The 17,563-nt window shown below is 47.8% G+C and carries 10 protein-coding genes; 3 read left to right on the forward strand and 7 right to left on the reverse strand.

The features are described 5' to 3' along the window. The first annotated feature begins 75 nt into the window (after nucleotides 1-75). A complete protein-coding gene (locus B2739_RS05890) occupies nucleotides 76-1,419 on the forward strand; it encodes a GGDEF domain-containing protein (RefSeq protein ID WP_331344936.1) in 1,344 nt (447 codons plus the stop codon). 64 nt (nucleotides 1,420-1,483) lie between these two features. Here B2739_RS05890 and B2739_RS05895 read toward each other — a convergent pair whose 3' ends face one another. Both B2739_RS05895 and B2739_RS05900 read right to left on the reverse strand, forming a co-directional pair. Beyond that, a complete protein-coding gene (locus B2739_RS05895; RefSeq protein ID WP_331344937.1) occupies nucleotides 1,484-3,901 on the reverse strand; it encodes an acyl-CoA dehydrogenase in 2,418 nt (805 codons plus the stop codon). 156 nt (nucleotides 3,902-4,057) lie between these two features. Then, a complete protein-coding gene (locus tag B2739_RS05900) occupies nucleotides 4,058-5,095 on the reverse strand; it encodes a GTP-binding protein (protein WP_331344938.1) in 1,038 nt (345 codons plus the stop codon). 290 nt (nucleotides 5,096-5,385) lie between these two features. Here B2739_RS05900 and B2739_RS05905 point away from each other — a divergent pair, with 290 nt between their 5' ends. Further along, nucleotides 5,386-6,138 carry a tellurite resistance TerB family protein gene (locus tag B2739_RS05905; RefSeq protein ID WP_331344939.1) on the forward strand — a complete coding sequence of 251 codons (753 nt, stop codon included), beginning with the start codon at nucleotides 5,386-5,388 and terminating at the stop codon, nucleotides 6,136-6,138. A gap of 150 nt (nucleotides 6,139-6,288) precedes the next feature. After that, entirely contained in the window at nucleotides 6,289-7,803 is a 1,515-nt protein-coding gene (locus B2739_RS05910; protein ID WP_331344940.1) for a tryptophan halogenase family protein, read from the forward strand. Between the two features lie 167 nt (nucleotides 7,804-7,970). Here B2739_RS05910 and B2739_RS05915 read toward each other — a convergent pair whose 3' ends face one another. From B2739_RS05915 to B2739_RS05935, 5 genes are all read right to left on the reverse strand, one after another. Then, nucleotides 7,971-9,503: a tryptophan halogenase family protein gene (locus B2739_RS05915; RefSeq protein ID WP_331344941.1), complete on the reverse strand. Its 1,533-nt coding sequence runs from the start codon at nucleotides 9,501-9,503 to the stop codon at nucleotides 7,971-7,973. Nucleotides 9,504-9,512: 9 nt separating this feature from the next. After that, nucleotides 9,513-11,027 (reverse strand): tryptophan halogenase family protein, encoded by a 1,515-nt coding sequence (locus B2739_RS05920; RefSeq protein ID WP_331344942.1) that lies wholly within the window; start codon nucleotides 11,025-11,027, stop codon nucleotides 9,513-9,515. 100 nt (nucleotides 11,028-11,127) lie between these two features. After that, nucleotides 11,128-14,145: a TonB-dependent receptor gene (locus tag B2739_RS05925; RefSeq protein ID WP_331344943.1), complete on the reverse strand. Its 3,018-nt coding sequence runs from the start codon at nucleotides 14,143-14,145 to the stop codon at nucleotides 11,128-11,130. A 330-nt stretch (nucleotides 14,146-14,475) separates the two neighbouring features. Further along, nucleotides 14,476-16,986 carry a glycoside hydrolase family 9 protein gene (locus B2739_RS05930; RefSeq protein WP_331344944.1) on the reverse strand — a complete coding sequence of 837 codons (2,511 nt, stop codon included), beginning with the start codon at nucleotides 16,984-16,986 and terminating at the stop codon, nucleotides 14,476-14,478. 144 nt (nucleotides 16,987-17,130) lie between these two features. Beyond that, nucleotides 17,131-17,562 (reverse strand): group 1 truncated hemoglobin, encoded by a 432-nt coding sequence (locus tag B2739_RS05935; protein ID WP_331344945.1) that lies wholly within the window; start codon nucleotides 17,560-17,562, stop codon nucleotides 17,131-17,133. Nucleotide 17,563 lies beyond the last annotated feature (1 nt).

Raw genomic sequence — 17,563 nt, forward strand, 5'->3', positions numbered from 1 at the left:
ACAATTCCCTTATTTCATCAATACTTGGATAGCACTACCTACATTCGGGTTAACTGGTGCGACATCACACCCTCAATGAATGACAAAAATTTTAACTCTGCGCTGTTACTGGCCATCCTACTCACGCTGGTAGCTGTATTTGCGCAACAATTTTTTCCGCAAAAGCGCTTCACCGTCTGGCCAAACTCACAAATCAATGTCTATTTTTACTCCTCTGTTCAGGGCAACAGTGCAGGTGATAGTGCGCAAGCAGCGTTTTGGCTCGATAAAGACAAGAGTATCTGGCGCTGCAATTATCCCAGCGTCACCAATGAGGAGTATTTCGCCTGCAGTTTCAATGCGCTCTTTGAAAAAACGCTCGATACCGGCATCGATCTCTCCGGCTACACACATTTGAACCTGAAAGTCAGCTACACCGGCAGTGCACATCGGATGCGGGTTTACGTCCGCAATTTTGATGCAGCCTATTCCAACGTACAGGATTCCAACAGCACAAAATTCAATGCAATTACGCTGCACACCAGCGATCTGCACCAGGAACTGAGCATCGGACTGGATGAATTTATTGTCGCTGATTGGTGGCTGAGCGATTACGACATACCACGCAAGCTCTCGCGCCCGGACATGCGCAACGCCATGACATTGGGTATCGATTATGTAGAAGGCATGACGCCCGGCAACCACGATATGCAGATTGAAAAAATCGAATTTGTGGGCAAGTGGATTTCTGCTGAACACTGGTACCTATGCATTCTTTTCTGTTGGATGCTGGGCATTTTTTGCTATGCAATTGTTAAATTAACCCAACTCAAAAAACAGACCAAGCACGATGTCAGTATCATTCACCAACTCAGCGATAAAAATGCACGCTTGCAGTTAGAGAAAGACAAATTCCGCCACCTCTCCACTGTGGATGCACTGACGCAGACTTACAACCGCTTTGGAATCGATAGCATTATTAATTCGTTGATTAGCCTCCATAAAAATTCGGACAAGCGACAAGCACTGCCCGAATTTGCATTAATGCTGCTTGATATAGATCACTTCAAACGGATTAACGACAGACGCGGACACGATGCTGGCGATCGCATCTTGAGAAATATTGCTGCCATCATTAGCCAGCAAATTAATGAGCAAGATTTTCTGGGGCGCTGGGGTGGTGAAGAATTTATTGTAATCATGCCGGGCACAACCAAAGAGACTGCGTTTATCCTGGCTGAAAAAATCCGTTTATTGATTAATGAAACCATGTTTGAACAGCACAACCCTTTGTACGTTACCATCAGCATCGGGGTGAGTGAAAAACACGACAACGAAGACTTTGCCACCTGTTTCAAACGGGCAGATAACGCGCTCTATGCCGCAAAAGCCCAAGGGCGAAATTGTTGTGTGATGGCGACAGATGATTTGTCAGTTTAAATTCATGTGCAATAAAAAACCCCGCTACTGCGGGGTTTTTTATTGTCTGGGTTAACGACAGTGTTTACAGCTTTTCAAATGCATCCGTTAACAAACAATCGAAGCGGCGCGCATCGTATTCCACTACCTTAGCAACATCATGCGGCTGGATAATATTTTTTTCCGCCGCATCTTTTGCCAATTCTTCCGTTGTTGCACCGGAAATTTTTCCGCTGTTTTTGGCTTTAAGAAACGCATGCCACACCGGCCCCAATGACAACAGCAATTGGTAGGTGCTTTCTACACGGCCTGCAGCGTCTTGTGGATCGTGGCTCACATACAAATATTGCGCGAGCATTTGACGCACCGGATTGTCTTCCATAATCAAATCACCCAACTCACGGATCAAATGATCGTTGGGTTTATTGACGATATTGCCAAACGGCATAGTCACAAAGCGGATCATTTTTGCGATCCATTTTTGCGGGAAGTTATCGGCAAAATCGCGCAGTGCTTCTTGTGCGATATACAACGCGCGCGTCAATGCGTATTCCGCATGAGCATCTTCTGCGCGGGTGCGCGGATGCGCGGAGTGGAATTTTAAAATCGCACAGGCGATAAATAATTGGCTATGCACATCACCCAAACGCGCAGACAAAAGCTCGCGACGTTTTAAATTACCACCCAAAATACCCAGTGCGATATCCGACATCGATGCCAGCGCAGCGCTCAATAAATTAATGCGCTGATACCAACGTTTACTGAAGTCATCGGCATTGGCGGGCACGCTGCTTAAACGGCCACCGAGGACTCCGAGCACTTTGGTGCGCAGCATATTGTTACAAATATGGCCCAAATGACTGATGAATAATTTGTCGAACTTCTTCAAACCTTCCGCTGAATCTTCCAGCTGCATGGCTTGCATTTCTTCAAACAAAAACGGATGGCAGCGCATTGCGCCCTGACCAAAAATCATCAGTGAGCGGGTCAAAATGTTTGCGCCTTCTACAGTAATCGCCACGGGCACCGAGTGATAAGAGGCCACCAAAAAGTTGCGCGGACCTTTTTGAATTGCGCGGCCACCCACAATGTCCATTGAGTGCTCAACTGATTTACGCATCAATTCAGTTGCATGGTATTTCGCCATCGCGGTCATGACTGACGGCGCACCGGTCTCTAACCCTTTGGTGACCAGCTGGCGCATCGCCTCCAGTGCATAACCACTCGCCGCAATTTCAGCAGAAGCTTCTTGCACACCTTCAAATTTACCCACTTCCATATTGAATTGGCGGCGGATGCGTGCGTAGGCACCTACAAGGCGATAGTTCATTTCACCGCTGGCAGTAGACAGCGCCGGTAATGAAACACCGCGACCGGCACCCAAACATTCGATCAGCATGCGCCAGCCCTTACCGGCCATGGCTGCGCCACCGATAATCCAATCCAGCGGGATAAATACATCGGTACCGAAAATCGGCCCGTTCATGAAAGGCGAACCGGGGTTATGGCGCAGGCCGATTTCCACACCCGGGTGTTTAGCGGGGATCAGCGCACAGGTAATGCCGTATTCTTTTTTGGATGGATCGCCCAGCAAGCCTTCGGGATCAGAGAGCTTGAACGCCAGACCAACTACAGTGGCCACTGGCGCGAGGGTGATCCAGCGCTTGCTGAAAGTGAGCTTGAGGCCGATGACTTCCTGCCCTTCATGCATGCCTTTACACACAATACCGGTATCGGGAATTGAGCCTGCATCGGAACCCGCTTCAGGGCCAGTCAGGCCAAAACAGGGAATTTCAGTACCATTGGCAAGGCCGGGCAGCCAGCGTTGACGCTGCTCTTCGGTGCCGTATTTCACCAACAGCTCACCTGGGCCAAGAGAGTTGGGCACCATCGCGGTCACGGCAGCTGTACCGGAACGGCTGGCAATTTTGCTCATGATGCGGCTTTGCGCATGGGGGCTGAAATCCAGGCCGCCGTATTCTTTGGGGATAATCAGGCCGAAGAATTTTTTATCTTTCAGGTACTGCCACGCCTCGGGCGGCAGGTCTTTCAGATCGTTCTGGATCTTCCACTCGTCGAGCAACGAACACAGCTCGTTTACCTCGTTATCCAAAAACGACTGCTCGGCAGCGGTGAGCTGCGGCAGGGCGATTTGTGCGAACTCATCCCAATCAGGTTTACCGCTGAATAATTGCTTTTCCCACCATGTGGTACCGGCTTCCAGTGCATCGCGCTCGGTCGCACTGATGGGCGGCATGGATTTTTTCAACACACCAAAGACGGGCTTGGTGAGTATCGCGCGGCGAACAGGCGCAACGTTCAAAATCACCAGTACCAACGCCAAAGGTACTACCAGCCAGGGCGAGAGCATCGCCGGGGTTACAGCCCCCAAGACCAACCAAGCAACAAGGACTATGGACGAAGCAGCGGCCAGCGCCACTTGGCGGTAAGTCAGCAGCGCAACCAGGACCCATATCGCCACGAGAGAAAGCAGTAACATCATGTTGTAGACCTCTGAAAGGTTTTTGTTGTGTGAGTTTCCGTTGAGAACTCTATCCTTAACCTTAGCTCAAGACAGTTAAGTTGGTGGGATTTCCTGTGTCGGTTTGGTTCCAAACGCAGGATGATGCACCAAAAAGCATCACCGGTATCCAACACCTTATGTCGATAACCGATACGCGAGCAGCGTCTGCTCCAGATCATCGGCTGCCAGTGGCTGGTTGTCGATCAATTCAATGCGGCTATCCAGTAGCTCCGGCTCGCCATCCATCATCAAGGGTTTGACGCTGAGCACGCCGTCTTCCGCATTGAACATATAGATACCCTGATCAGTATTCATCACCGCTTTGGCGCGCACCACCGGTAAACCGGTCATCCAGCCAAAGAGTTGATTGAAGTCAAACTGGATGGCGGGCTGGAACATCCAACCGCAGGAGTAATAACCCTGCCCGCTGTTTTCGCGGCGTAAAAAATCCTGGCCTTGCGGCAAACTAATCGCTGCATTGTAGAGCTCGCGTTGTGGGCTGAGGCGATTTGGCTTGGCAGCGGCATGCAACCCGGGGTGAACCAGTGCATGGGCCTTGCGTGAATAATCCAGCCACGCCAACTGCAACGCGCCCTGCTCTACCGCAAATGCCGCTTGTTTGGGGGGAGTAAAACCAGCCACAAGATCGTCGAAATTGGCGCGATCATGTGGCGAACAAAGGTCGATCTTGTTGGCGATCAACACGTCGGCCACCGCAATTTGATCCTTGAAGGTGGCGTTGCCGGTGTAGCGGCTATCGGCCAATTTGCGCGGATCGACCAACGTAATGGTCGCGCGCAAATCCAGCACCGTATCGTAATACTCACCAGTCAACGTATTGATGATTTCTTCCGGGTGCCCCAAACCGGTTGGCTCGATAATAATGCGGTCGGGCTTGGTTCTTGCGATCAGCATGTTGAGCGCCATTTTCATCGGCAGCCCCGCCACACAGCAAATGCATCCCCCCGGTACTTCGCGGATATGGGCATTGGTATCTTTGAGTAGCGCACCATCGATACCAATTTCACCAAACTCATTGACCAGTACCGACCAGACTTCATGTGCAGGCTTGTGTTTGAGCAGATGCGTAATGGCCGTGGTTTTTCCCACACCCAAAAAGCCGGTAATGATGTTGGCGGGAATTAATTTTTTCGCTGCAGGGGTTTCAGTCATCGTCATTATCGTCAAGGTTCGTAAAAAGCATTCTGGGGGATGGCGGTGTAAGGCATAGTGCTCTGCAGCTATTTTACACAGACACTTCCTGTGCGTTGCGACAAACACGCCCGCACAACGACCTGAAGGTTGCTTGCATTCAAACGCTACGCCCCCATAGATGAAACAGTTTTGTATATCACTTATCTAATTTACGGATTTACGGATTTACGGATTTACGGATTTACGGATTTACGGATTTACGGATATTTCTGACGGATCTTTTAAATGATCTCTATTGAGGACAACACATGAACACCACCAATCTGCTTAATCAACTGCTCAAAGCAGGAACTGACATGCTGCAAAACAAAGGCGGCGCGCAACAATCCAACGGCGGCTGGCCACAATCTTCCAACGCACAAACCTCAAACTCACAACCGGCAGGTGACAGTTCACCATTGGGCAGCTTGGCGGGTTTGTTGTCCGGCAAAGGCGGGGCGGCGCTCGCGGGTGGCGCATTGGGCTTGTTACTGGGCAGCAAAAAAGGCCGCAAAATGGGCGGCACATTACTCACTTACGGTGGTTTGGCTGCACTCGGCGCTATCGCTTACAAAGCCTATGGCAACTGGCAAGCGCAACAACAGGCATCCACCGCCGCAGGTCCACAAACCATTGATCGCATCCCGCCAGCGCAAGCCGAGCAACACAGCCGCGCGATTTTGATTGCACTGATTGCCGCCGCCAAAGCCGATGGCCACGTGGATGACCGCGAGCGCCAGTTGATCGATGGTGAAATTGGCAAACTCACGCAAGACCCAAGCCTGCTCACCTGGGTGGATCAGGAACTGAAAAAACCGCTCGACCCAGCGGCCATTGCCAGTGCGGCAACCACACCGGAAATAGCGACCGAAATGTATCTGGCCAGTGTGTTGATTATCGATGAAGAAAATTTTATGGAGCGCGCGTATTTACAAGAATTGGCCAAACAACTGCGGCTTGAGCCAGGGCTGCAAACCGAGATCACCAATCAGGCCAAGCAAGCATTGCAACTCTGCAATTAATTAACACACAGGTTTATCACCAAAGCGGCAATTGTTCATCGCAATTGCCGCTTTTTTTCGCACAGAATTTTCCAAATCCCATAGAATAGCGCCATCGATCTATAACAAAAAAATTATCAACCCGATAACAAGAATATTCAGGTATTTTCTATGGCGCATTCACCCATTCAACAGTTAGTGATTGTCGGTGGCGGTACTGCAGGCTGGATGGCTGCAGCCAGTTTTTCCCGCCATCTTGCTCACAAAAATATCCGCATCACATTAATTGAATCAACCGTCATAGGCACTGTAGGTGTCGGTGAAGCGACCATTCCCAGCATCGTAGCCTTTAATAACAGTATTGGTTTGGATGAACTGGAGTTCATTCGTGCAACGCGCGCCAGTTTTAAACTCGGCATCCAATTTGAAGATTGGCGCAAACAAGGTGAACAATTTTTTCACCCCTTTGCGGATTACGGTATTAATTTTAACGGCGTGGAATTCCAGCATTATTTTTATCGCCACAAAAAAAATAACCCGCAGGAAAATTTGCACGATTATTCCATTGCCTGCCAGCTGGCAAAACACAATCATTTTGCCCAGCCATTGGAAAACCCCAATAATCCTTTGGCCGACTTTTCCTACGCTTATCACTTTGATGCCACACTCTATGCCAAGGTTTTGCGCGAGCTGGCGCTTAGCCGCGGCGTGATTCACATAGACGAAAAAGTGGCCAGTGTTAACCTGCGCGAGAGCGATGGTTTTATTGAGTCATTATTATTGGAAAATGGCGAAACCCTTCACGGTGATTTATTTATTGATTGCACCGGCTTTAAAGGGTTATTGATCGAAGAAACACTCAAGACCGGTTACGAAGATTGGAGCCAATGGCTGCTGTGTGATTCTGCGGTTGCAGTGCAATGCAAAAATACCAAAGAGCCAACACCTTACACCCGTGTAAGCGCATTGGATGCCGGTTGGATGTGGCAAATTCCACTACAACACCGCATGGGTAATGGTTATGTATTTAGCAGCCGCTTTTTAACCAGAGAAAAAGCCACCGAAACATTACTGGCAAACATCAGCGCAAACCCCATTACTACACCAAAACCTTTTTCATTCCAGGCCGGGCGACGTAAAAAAATATGGAATAAAAATTGTTTTGCCCTGGGTTTAGCATCAGGATTTTTGGAACCACTGGAAAGTACCAGTATTTCATTAATCCAAACCGGCATTACTCATCTGCTGACCTTTTTCCCGGACACTTCGCTTGACCAGAGCATGATCGACGAAGTCAACCGTCGCCATCAGCATGAAATGGAACGCATCCGCGATTTTATTATTCTGCATTACAAACTAACCCAGCGTACCGACACAGAATTCTGGCGCTACTGCCAAGCCATGGAAATTCCCGACAGCCTGCAACACAAAATTGAGCTATTTAAAAGTTGCGGCCATATTTTGCAACACGAACCGGAAGCGTTTGAAAAATCCAGCTGGCTCAGTATTTATCACGGATTTGGTGTAACGCCGGCGCGCACGGATAACCGTATAGATCACCTCAAGGATGCCGACATAGGCGCGCAATTGGAAAAAATAAAACAGTCACTCGCACACGCCGGAAAAAATGCGATGGCTCACCACGAATTTATCCGCAAACACTGCGCAGCGCCGGATTTTGATTAATTTGATTTGAAACCTATGGATTCCCGCAAGCGGGAATGACACATCGTGAGCGGATTCCCACAGGAGGAATGACGAGCTGCTGAACACATGAGCTGCTGTACCTGGGAGTGACGACTAACGCGATATCACTGGGAATCGTCATCCCTGCTTGCGGGGATCCATGGCTTTTATTTTTTACTCGCGCAATGCTGTTGAATAAAATCACCATGCGCAGGCAAGCGCATAACCGTGTCATAAATTGCCTGTTTGCCTTGCATCAGCGAGCGTGCCAATTTTTCACCATCGAGCGCATCCACCAGTGGATGATACCCTTGCGGCCGAATGTGCATTCCCTCAAGAATGGACAGCCAACTATCAACGCCAAATAAATTTTCACTGTTCCGCTCTAACTGGCCACGCAAGCGAAAGCGATTTATTTTGTCGCGCAAGGTGTCTGGCACTGGCATGTTCTGGCACCAGCGCCAAAACGCGGTGTCATCGCGCTGGCTGGTGCAATAGTGCAGGATAATAAAATCGCGCACTTCCATGTAATCCTGATCGATCTGTGCATTGCATTCCTGTTCCAGCGCTGCGGAAAAATCGCGCTCAGGATAATTGCGAATAAAATGCACCAGCGTGCGATAAACCAAATGAATCGCCGTAGATTCCAGCGGCTCCAAAAAACCCGATGCCAAACCCAGCGCCAAACAGTTGTTGTGCCAAATTTTTTTGCGCTTGCCGGTCACAAATGGAATGATGCGCGGCTCATTGACTAACCGCCCTTCAACGGCATTCAACAATGTTTGGGTTGCCTCGTCATCGGAACAGTAATCACTGGCAAATACATAGCCGTTACCGGTGCGATGCTGCAATGGAATTTTCCAGGTCCAGCCCGCAGCGCGCGCGGTGGCTATAGTGAACGGAGCGGGCTCATGAATGTTTTCAGTCTGCACCGCAACCGCGCGATTACACGGCAAATATTCTGACCAATCCTCGTAACCGACGTGCAGGTTTTCTTCAATCAATAACCCTTTAAAACCTGAACAATCAATAAAAAAATCTGCACTGATGCGCTCATCATTGGTCAAGGTGATTGAATCAATAAATCCACGCGCATCAAGTTGCACGGCGTTAACAGTAGCTTCAACCCGCACTACACCTTTGGCTATAGACAGTTCGCGCAAATAGCGCGCGGCCAATACGGCATCCAAATGCAAGGCATAACCGTAAGTTTCCAAAGGTGTATTCTTAAGCTGTGCTTCCACCATAAAGCGCTGCTGTTCGGCCATAATCGCCGAGGGCGAATGATCCATTAAGCGCGTTACATCACCGGAGTAACCGTTATTACTTTGCGCGAGTGTTTTTAACCACAGTTGATAGAAATCATGGCCATCAAGGCTGCGGCCTATTTTTCCGAAAGGATGCAAAAAGTTGTGGCCTTTTTGATACCAATCATCAAAGCGGATGCCTAATTTAAACGTGCCAGCGGTTGCCTCAATAAATTCTTTTGGATTTATTTTTGCGCTGGAAAGAAATGCCATAAACGAAGGAACCGTCGCCTCACCGACTCCGATAGTGGCAATATCCGGCGATTCCACCAAGGTGATTTTTGTCTCTGTGCCTTGATGGATATTGGAGAGCAATGCGGCAGCCATCCAACCGGCCGTACCACCGCCAACAATACAAATGCTGCGAATCGGGTTTGGAGTTACTTGCATCATTTATTTATCCTAAACCACATCTGTTTTGCAGAATGCATTAATAAACTCGCGATGCGTAGGCACGCTTGCCACTGCATCAGCAATGGATTTTCGCATAGCCGTCAAACTCTGCTGCAGATATTCTGGGTTCATGCGATCCACATTTTTATCATAATTTTTGGGGTAGATATTAAACCCGCTGTAGATTGCCAACCAGGAATCCGGGTGAAAAATTTCCCATGGGAAATGCAGTAACTCCCCGCGTTCTTGATAGGCATCTATTTTTTGTTGCAGTGTATCGGGCAGGCTCATGGTGCGGCAGTACTGCCAAAATTCGCTGTCGGTGCGTTGGTTTATTTTGTAATGCAGAATAATAAAATCGCGGATACGCTCCCACTCAGTCGCGGTTACCTGATTGAAGTAATCAATATTGTTTTGGCTGAAATAAGGTGCAGGAAAAGAACCGCAAATTTTTTCGATGCCGGTTTCGATTAACGCAATACTCGTACTTTCCAACGGCTCTAAAAACCCGGCCGCCAAACCAATCGCGATACAGTTTTTATTCCACGCCTGTGCGCGACGCCCGGCAGTGAATTTAAATTTACGCGGCGCATGTAAAACCTTGCCATCAATGTGACGCAACAAAATCGCCTCTGCTTCCGCATCATCCATAAACTGGCTGGCATACACATGGCCGTTACCCTGACGATGCTGCAACGGAATTTTCCATTGCCATCCTGCGGGGTGGGCTTTAGAAACAGTGCGTGCCGCTGGCTCGCCCACTAATTCCGATTGCACCGCCAATGCACGGTCGCACAGCAACCACTGACTCCAATCTTCATAGCCTGTATTTAATGCACCTTTGATTAACAATCCATTAAAACCTGTGCAATCGATAAATAAATCGGCATGCAATTCCATGTGGTTATCCAAACGCAACGACTGGATAAAACCATTGTCAGGATTAAGCTGCACCGACTCAATTTTTGCATCGATATGCTGCACTTTATTTTTTAATGCATAGTCGCGCATGAGCATGGCAAATTTGCCCGCATCAAAATGCAGCGCCCAATCAAACACCGATAGCGGCGATGATGGTGTGGGCGAGGGAAAGTCAAATCGATTCGCACGTGCCAGTGCAATGCCCAACGAATACTCTTCCAACTTACTGGTATCACCCAACGTTTTTAATTTGAGCCAATAGTGATGAAAGTGAATGCCATTGGCCGCGTGGCCAAATAATCCAAAGGGATGAATAAACGAGCTGTCCGGTTTGTACCAATCTTTAAACTCAATACCGAGCTTGACCGTTGCGCTGGTTTTGCGCATCACGTCAGCATCGCTCATACCAAGTGACTGATAAAAACGACGCAGCGTTGGAATGGTTGCTTCGCCTACACCAACAGTACCAATTTCACTGGACTCTACCAGCGTAATTTTTATATCAGTTTTGGCAAAATGCTGGCTACATTTGGCAGCCGCCATCCAGCCGGCTGTTCCGCCACCAGCAATGACAATGGATTTCACTTGGTGATGTTGGTTCACTGACTACCCCACAATCTACTTATCTGAAACAACAAGGCCACAGCAATTGCTTGCTGTGGCCTTGTTGATCTTAACATCTAACCTGTTAACACATCAGTGATTAGAAGTTTATACGAGTACCGAGTGCCCAACGCGCTTCGTAAATGTTTTGGAAAGCTTTTTGCTCTTTAAATTCCAGATAAGTTTGTTGGTACTCTTCCAGAATGTTAGAACCATTTACGTAAACAGAAACGTTGTCAGTTACGTCCCAAGTCACGTTCATATCAAGTTGACCGTAATCATCTTGATATAACGCTTGTTCAGCAATAGTTGGGTTTCCGTAAGCGACCAACCGAGGCGAGCGGAAATTATAGGCCAATCGTGCAGACCAGTTTTCGTTTTCGAACCAACCAACAAGGTTATAGGTGTCTTCAGAGTTATTAATAAATGGTAACTCTTTACCATTTACCCCTTTTCTTTCTTGTGAGCTGTCTGACAAGGTGTAGTTAACATCCATACCGAAGTTAGAGATAAAACCATCGGCAAAATCAGCGAAGGCTACGCGAGCTGCCAATTCCAGACCTTTAACTTCGCCACCCTTACCTTGAATAGGGGCACTGAAGCGCCATGGACCACGGAAGATTCCGTCTTCATCTGGCTCATCAATGTACACACTTCCGGCAGCAATAAAGCTATCAATCTTGATGTTAAACAGAGTAGCCGATACTGCAGTTGCATTACCGAGGTACCATTCCAGCGACAGATCAATATTTTCTGCACGGGTTGGATCAAGATCAGGGTTACCCGCCAAAGAACCGCCATCGGTAACACGCATACAATCACAGTCGTCATTAAACACACGACCTACAGACTTGGCTCCGCCCCACTGCAATAAATCCAGCGGCTGCATGGTTTCGCCGTAACCGAAACGCATTTTCAGGTCATCGGTGAAGTCATAAGACAAGTTCAACGCAGGTAATACATCGGTGTAGCCACGCTTGGTCACAACGTCGCCTGCATCGTAGTTAACGCCGGAGTGAGGCACACCAGCACCGGTGACGTTTTGTAGAACAGTCAGTTCGGTTTCAATAACTTTTACGCCCGCAGTACCCTTAAACGCGCCAGCTTCAAATTCAGTTTGCAAGAAATAGCTGAACTCATCCAAGCCAACGCCATAGCTTTGCCCTGGTTGGTTGAACTTGGTTTGCGCACCAAATACTTTCTCTTGATAGGCCAAGGTGTTGTCGAACGCACGAGGATCAGCAACCCATACACCTGGAATGCCTTTTACCGGACCAAAGTCATCCATAAATATAACTTTGTTGTGCTGGTCAAGACGGGTTGGTGGCAACAATGTGTAGTTGGTGAACACACCATTCACCATCTCACCTTGTGCTTTTGTAGGATCACATTCGGACGTGCCTGCAAACTGGTCAACCGCTTTCCATTGCGCAGAACAGCCGGTATCAGCAAAGTTGGCAAAGTATGAGAAAACATTATGATCAACTTCACGCTCGCTCTGACGCAAACCAAAATCTACGCTCTTGAAGAATGGCGCATCGTCAAACGCATATTTCCACTTGGTGCTGAAGGTGTTCATTTCACCATCATCATCACTGTTGTTTTCAGATGAGATTGCACCTACATGATAGGTATCAATGCTCTTCATGTAGTCAGCAACGGTCATCGCACCTTGACCGCCATTCACAACCTGGTCAAAACCGCTGAATACAGGGTGTTCGCCAGAAGCGTCGTAACCGATTTTCCAGTTAGTACCGGTCATACCGCCAGGTGAGTATTGGACAAAACAACCACCCAAGTCGCCAGTGGCAGTGCCTGGAATTGCATTGGAACCGTTACAGTACTTGGCAGGAACCAAACCACCAGGACCAGTTACCAAAGTACCTGAGTCGATACTCATCATATCGCCTTCGATATAACCATGGCGCATGCTTGCAGTAGCATCGGCACGGGTGACACGGACATTACCGGTCAACGGACCGCCATTGTCGATGTTGAGCATCACGCTCATGTTTTCAGACTCTTCAGTGTTGCGGTTCACCTGAGTGAAAGATTGCACACGGTATGGATTTGCACTGAAGCTATTAACGGTCGTCCATGGGGTATTATTGTTGTAGATATCTACAAAATCTCTTAAACGCTCATTGGCATACGCATAATCGGTAAAGGTTTGCCAACGGTTGTTGTGGGAGAAGCCCATGCGACGATTGAAGCGGTCTTGCTTGCTATAAAAATAGTCTGCGATCAGTTCAACAGAGTCGGTCAGATTTGCCTGGAAAGAAGCGTTGATACCATCGCGATTACGCTCTTCTTCTTTATGGAAAGCAGCAAAACCTTGTGGCATCACATGACGCACGTCTGCATCTTGTGCAGGAGTACCCCATGAAAAATTAGTATTGGTTGCACCGATACCACCGTTTTCTGAAGTATCAAAGTAACCATTGAAGTCAGTTGCCAGATTTTTCTCGGTCGTTACCGCACTCACTAAAAAACCGACATCCTCATTATTCCACGCCACCAAACCATTAACTGTTGGATCAGTTTCTTTGCTAATTGAGCCTTGATCAATTTCTGCGCCACCAGCGAAAGTCCAACCAGCATCCATATCCAATGGGCGGCGGGTTTTCAGGTCGATAGTACCGGAGATCCCCAGTGAGGAAAGGTCAGCACGCGCTGATTTGTAAACATCAGCACCGGACATCAATTGCGATGGCAAATCACCAAAGTCAGCACCAGAGCTGTCAATAGTTGTTGCGCTCAGGAAGCTTTCGCCGTTAAGCATGGTCGAAACATACGCCAAACCGCGAATTTGTACCGGACCACCTTCACCCGCAGTACGCTCCACCTGAATACCGGGAATACGTTGCAGCGAGTCAGACACAGTAACGTCGGGCAGCTTACCAATGTCTTCTGCCGCAATACTATCAACCACGGAATTTGCATTACGTTTTGTGTTGATCGCACTTTCCTGGGCCGCGCGTACGCCTTGCACCAGTACTTCTTCAATTTCACCCTGTGCTTGCACACCCGAAGCCAACATGGCCAAGGTTGCCGCTGAGCCACAGAGTACAATCTTGTGGTTTACCGCCCGGATTGCAGTTCTTAGTTTATTCGTCATGACTATCCCTCTAGCTATTATTGATTGTTAGAAGCTCCAACGTTTTTACGCAAAAAAGACAACGTTGTCGCACCTTACCATAAACCTCCAAAGACAAGCTTGTCAACAACAGAGGTTTTTGAAGATTCGGGAGATTATTCTTGCAAATCAATTGCTTAATAGAACTTAAGCAAGGTGACCATAACAGTCCTTTACAAAACTACACATTGCCTGCAGTGGTCTAAGGGAATAGCGATGAAGGGATTGTTACGATAAGCAACGAAGGGACAGAGACTTAAGCGACAACATCACTTTTGGGGTGAGTTGTCGCTTAAAAAATGCAGAACCGTTTTAGTTGGCTTTTGTGTTCAACTGATCCACCGCCAGCGCCAAAAACATGTAATTAGCCTCACCGCCACCCATCACATATTCTGTTTGCTGCCAAAAAAACGGCCATATTTTTAATTCCGGTAAATCCGGACGGATCAGGGCTGTACCAGAAATCACTCCACCGGGAATATAAGACCAGTCGGCACGGTTCACACCGTAAGCAACGGTTGCTGAATTAGCACCAACACCGGATGCAAAACTTTGTGTGTTTTCACCTGGGTGTACGCCCAGAATAAAATTCAACGCATTCACATAGGAATCAGTGCCGGTGAGTTGCGGCCAGGATTTGTGGAAAAAATATTGTTTAACGCCAAACTCCTGAATATTCCAACCTGCACCCCAAATGTTGGGCTTATAAGGCACACCATAGGGCGATTCGGTTTTAGCGCGCTCACGTACTTGTTGTTGATAGATGTCCACAGCGTTATTGACTGCTGCAACAAATTTTTCATCGCGAATCGATGGCATAACACGGCCAATTGCCCAGCCGGTTTTTTCAATATCCTTCACGATTTCATTTTGCAGACTGATTAGCTCGTTGCGATATTGTTCATTGCCAGTTGCAAGAATTAATTCTGCTAACGCAAACACACGTACATCCTGACGTTTGGTTTTTGGCGCGGCGATGCGATAAAGATTCTGTGCGGCATCCAGTGCATCTTTCGCCATGTCAGGATTAAAGGTTTTTAAAACGCGTGCAGCTGCTGCCAAACCGGCGGCTACATCCAACTCGCGCTCGGGATTATCTTCAGTAAATACCCAACGGTCATCGGGTGTACCGGATTTCCCATTTTTAATTTCACCTTCTTTCAGTGATGGGTCGTATGGCAGGTTATCGGTTTGCACCATGGCATCACCTAGCAACACATATTGGCGAATCGTCGGCTCAATAATGCCGCGATACAAACGCCCCATACTCTTATAGCCGCCGAGCACACTCAATAAGCCATGTTCGATTTGTTGCAAAGCATCGTTTTTGCCATCGGCAACATGAATTTCAACCAGCTTTTTTTCCTGATCAATTAACGTTGCGTCATGATCCAAACCAAACTCTTCCACCATAGTAGCGAGTAGCCACACAGTGCCCATTTGCGATTCCACGCGTAAATCATAATCGCCCGCATCGTGCCAACCGCCCACATCCAAACCGGGAACGCGCTCGCCAGGTTTATATTTGGTTCGCGTACTGCCATCGGAAATATAACCGTCGATGTGATTAAAATTGAGCGGCATCATGAGTGCATCATCCTGATGATCCAACCCGTGCCAGACGCGATATTTTTCATTCACACGCATATGGCACATCTGCACTGGTAAAAAATATTCCAAGGTGGGTTGCCATGCATGGCGTGACAATACATCGTCGCCAATTTTAAACGCGTGCGAGATTTTATCGCGGTAGCGAATTTGATACATGCCCGGCTCAGTAATGTCCGAGAAATCATAGGTCATGTATTGGTAACGCAGAAAATTCCCCCAAGGTTTAACCTTGGCTTTTTTTACCAAGGTTTTTCCGCTTTCAGATAATTTATAAATTTCAATTGCAGAGGCTTTGGTATCGCGTTTGTCTTGCTCGATCACTACTTTTTTAGGCTGTACGGTACCATAGCCTAATTGCGACACCTGAATCACCGGCTCGTACACCCAATTCTTAATCACGTGCGGCGTAACGACCCACTCCAATGCCGCCGTGGTTTTGTCGGCAGGAATAACACCACGTACTATGTACCAGCCGTTATTGTGATTGGCACGGCCATCCCACAACTCCAATACACCGGTTTTACTTTCTATCACCATGCGCTGCTTGTCGGAATCCGGCGCTATCACCAGTTTTTTTCCACTCGCCAGTGGCGCTGTTAAATATTCACCATGTGGCTTCACTAAGGGACCATTAGGTTGTTGCGGGAAAATTCCAGCCTGTGTATCCATCAGCCAGGACTTACCAAAAAACTCACCGGGGAAAATTTCAAAATTAAAACCAATTTTTCCTACCCACTCTTGCGGTAATGGTTTTTCCAAATCCACCGTGATTTTAAATTTGTTCTCATCAAGTGCAGTGACTTTTACGTCATAGGTAAATTTCAAATCCGGATAAATAATCGGGTTAAAGCCTTTGCGATCTTTGCTCGGGTCGGGATAAGAAAGCGATTGGGTAATCGTCTGCGTTTTTTTATCGACGATTTGTTTTCCACCCACTGGCACAGGTGACCATTGCCCTGGGGAGATTTCCAATCGCAAATCACCATTGGCGGCAACACGACTGCCATGCTGGATCACAGTCACTCCGGTCTGATGCCCATCGGGGTAAATATCGCTAAACACAGTGACGTTGAGCCCCTGCATTTCAAAATAATCTTTATCGTTAAGCGCCAACCCATTGGCGGCACTGTGTAAAGGAAATGCAATAGCCGTAGCGAGCACGCTCAACGCAAACACTGTAGTTGCGATTGGTTTTTGAGTGGAGATTTTCATGGGAGTATGCCTTGTTGTTATTGGTGTGCGCACTGGATAAAACCAGTTATAGTCAGGTCGCACAGAAGCATAAACCTATGTGTTCAAGAGAGAGATAATAAATTTGTCGATATAGGTTAAATAATGTTAACTACCCCAAAAGACTTATTGATGCACCACATCTTTATAATCGCGCGCTAATATCGCGAGCAGACGGTTCTGGGTAGTGACAGGAATTTCGCGCCGTTCCATTGCCAGAATAAGATTGTCCACGATCGCATTAAATTCGGTATTGGTGTAATTGTGCCCTGCATGCACTTGCCTCATATTTTCATTGGCATATTGACAGGGGCCACCTGACACCTGGCAAATATAATCGCTCAAGCCTTTTTTGAAATGCTGCATGTTCACGCCTTTGTATCGTGCTTTTACCCGTTCATCTTTGGCGATGATAAAAATCAGTTCACGCACAATATTATCGATACCCTGATATTGTCCCAAGTCATCATAAAGTGATTGCTTGGGCGAGCTTGTGCATGCAGTAAATAACAATGCGATAAAAAGCGCGAAAATAGGCTTGAGGAAAATGTTCTGCATA

This window comes from Cellvibrio sp. UBA7661 (assembly GCA_002483365.1).
GTDB lineage: Bacteria > Pseudomonadota > Gammaproteobacteria > Pseudomonadales > Cellvibrionaceae > Cellvibrio.

What these genes read in the sequence shown, in the direction of transcription:
- B2739_RS05900 (WP_331344938.1), bottom strand. Translation starts at nt 5,095, where the DNA reads ATGACTGAAACCCCTGCAGCGAAAAAATTAATTCCCGCCAACATCATT.
- B2739_RS05930 (WP_331344944.1), bottom strand. Translation starts at nt 16,986, where the DNA reads ATGAAAATCTCCACTCAAAAACCAATCGCAACTACAGTGTTTGCGTTG.
- B2739_RS05935 (WP_331344945.1), bottom strand. Translation starts at nt 17,562, where the DNA reads ATGCAGAACATTTTCCTCAAGCCTATTTTCGCGCTTTTTATCGCATTG.
- B2739_RS05910 (WP_331344940.1), top strand. Translation starts at nt 6,289, where the DNA reads ATGGCGCATTCACCCATTCAACAGTTAGTGATTGTCGGTGGCGGTACT.
- B2739_RS05905 (WP_331344939.1), top strand. Translation starts at nt 5,386, where the DNA reads ATGAACACCACCAATCTGCTTAATCAACTGCTCAAAGCAGGAACTGAC.
- B2739_RS05890 (WP_331344936.1), top strand. Translation starts at nt 76, where the DNA reads ATGAATGACAAAAATTTTAACTCTGCGCTGTTACTGGCCATCCTACTC.
- B2739_RS05925 (WP_331344943.1), bottom strand. Translation starts at nt 14,145, where the DNA reads ATGACGAATAAACTAAGAACTGCAATCCGGGCGGTAAACCACAAGATT.
- B2739_RS05915 (WP_331344941.1), bottom strand. Translation starts at nt 9,503, where the DNA reads ATGATGCAAGTAACTCCAAACCCGATTCGCAGCATTTGTATTGTTGGC.
- B2739_RS05895 (WP_331344937.1), bottom strand. Translation starts at nt 3,901, where the DNA reads ATGATGTTACTGCTTTCTCTCGTGGCGATATGGGTCCTGGTTGCGCTG.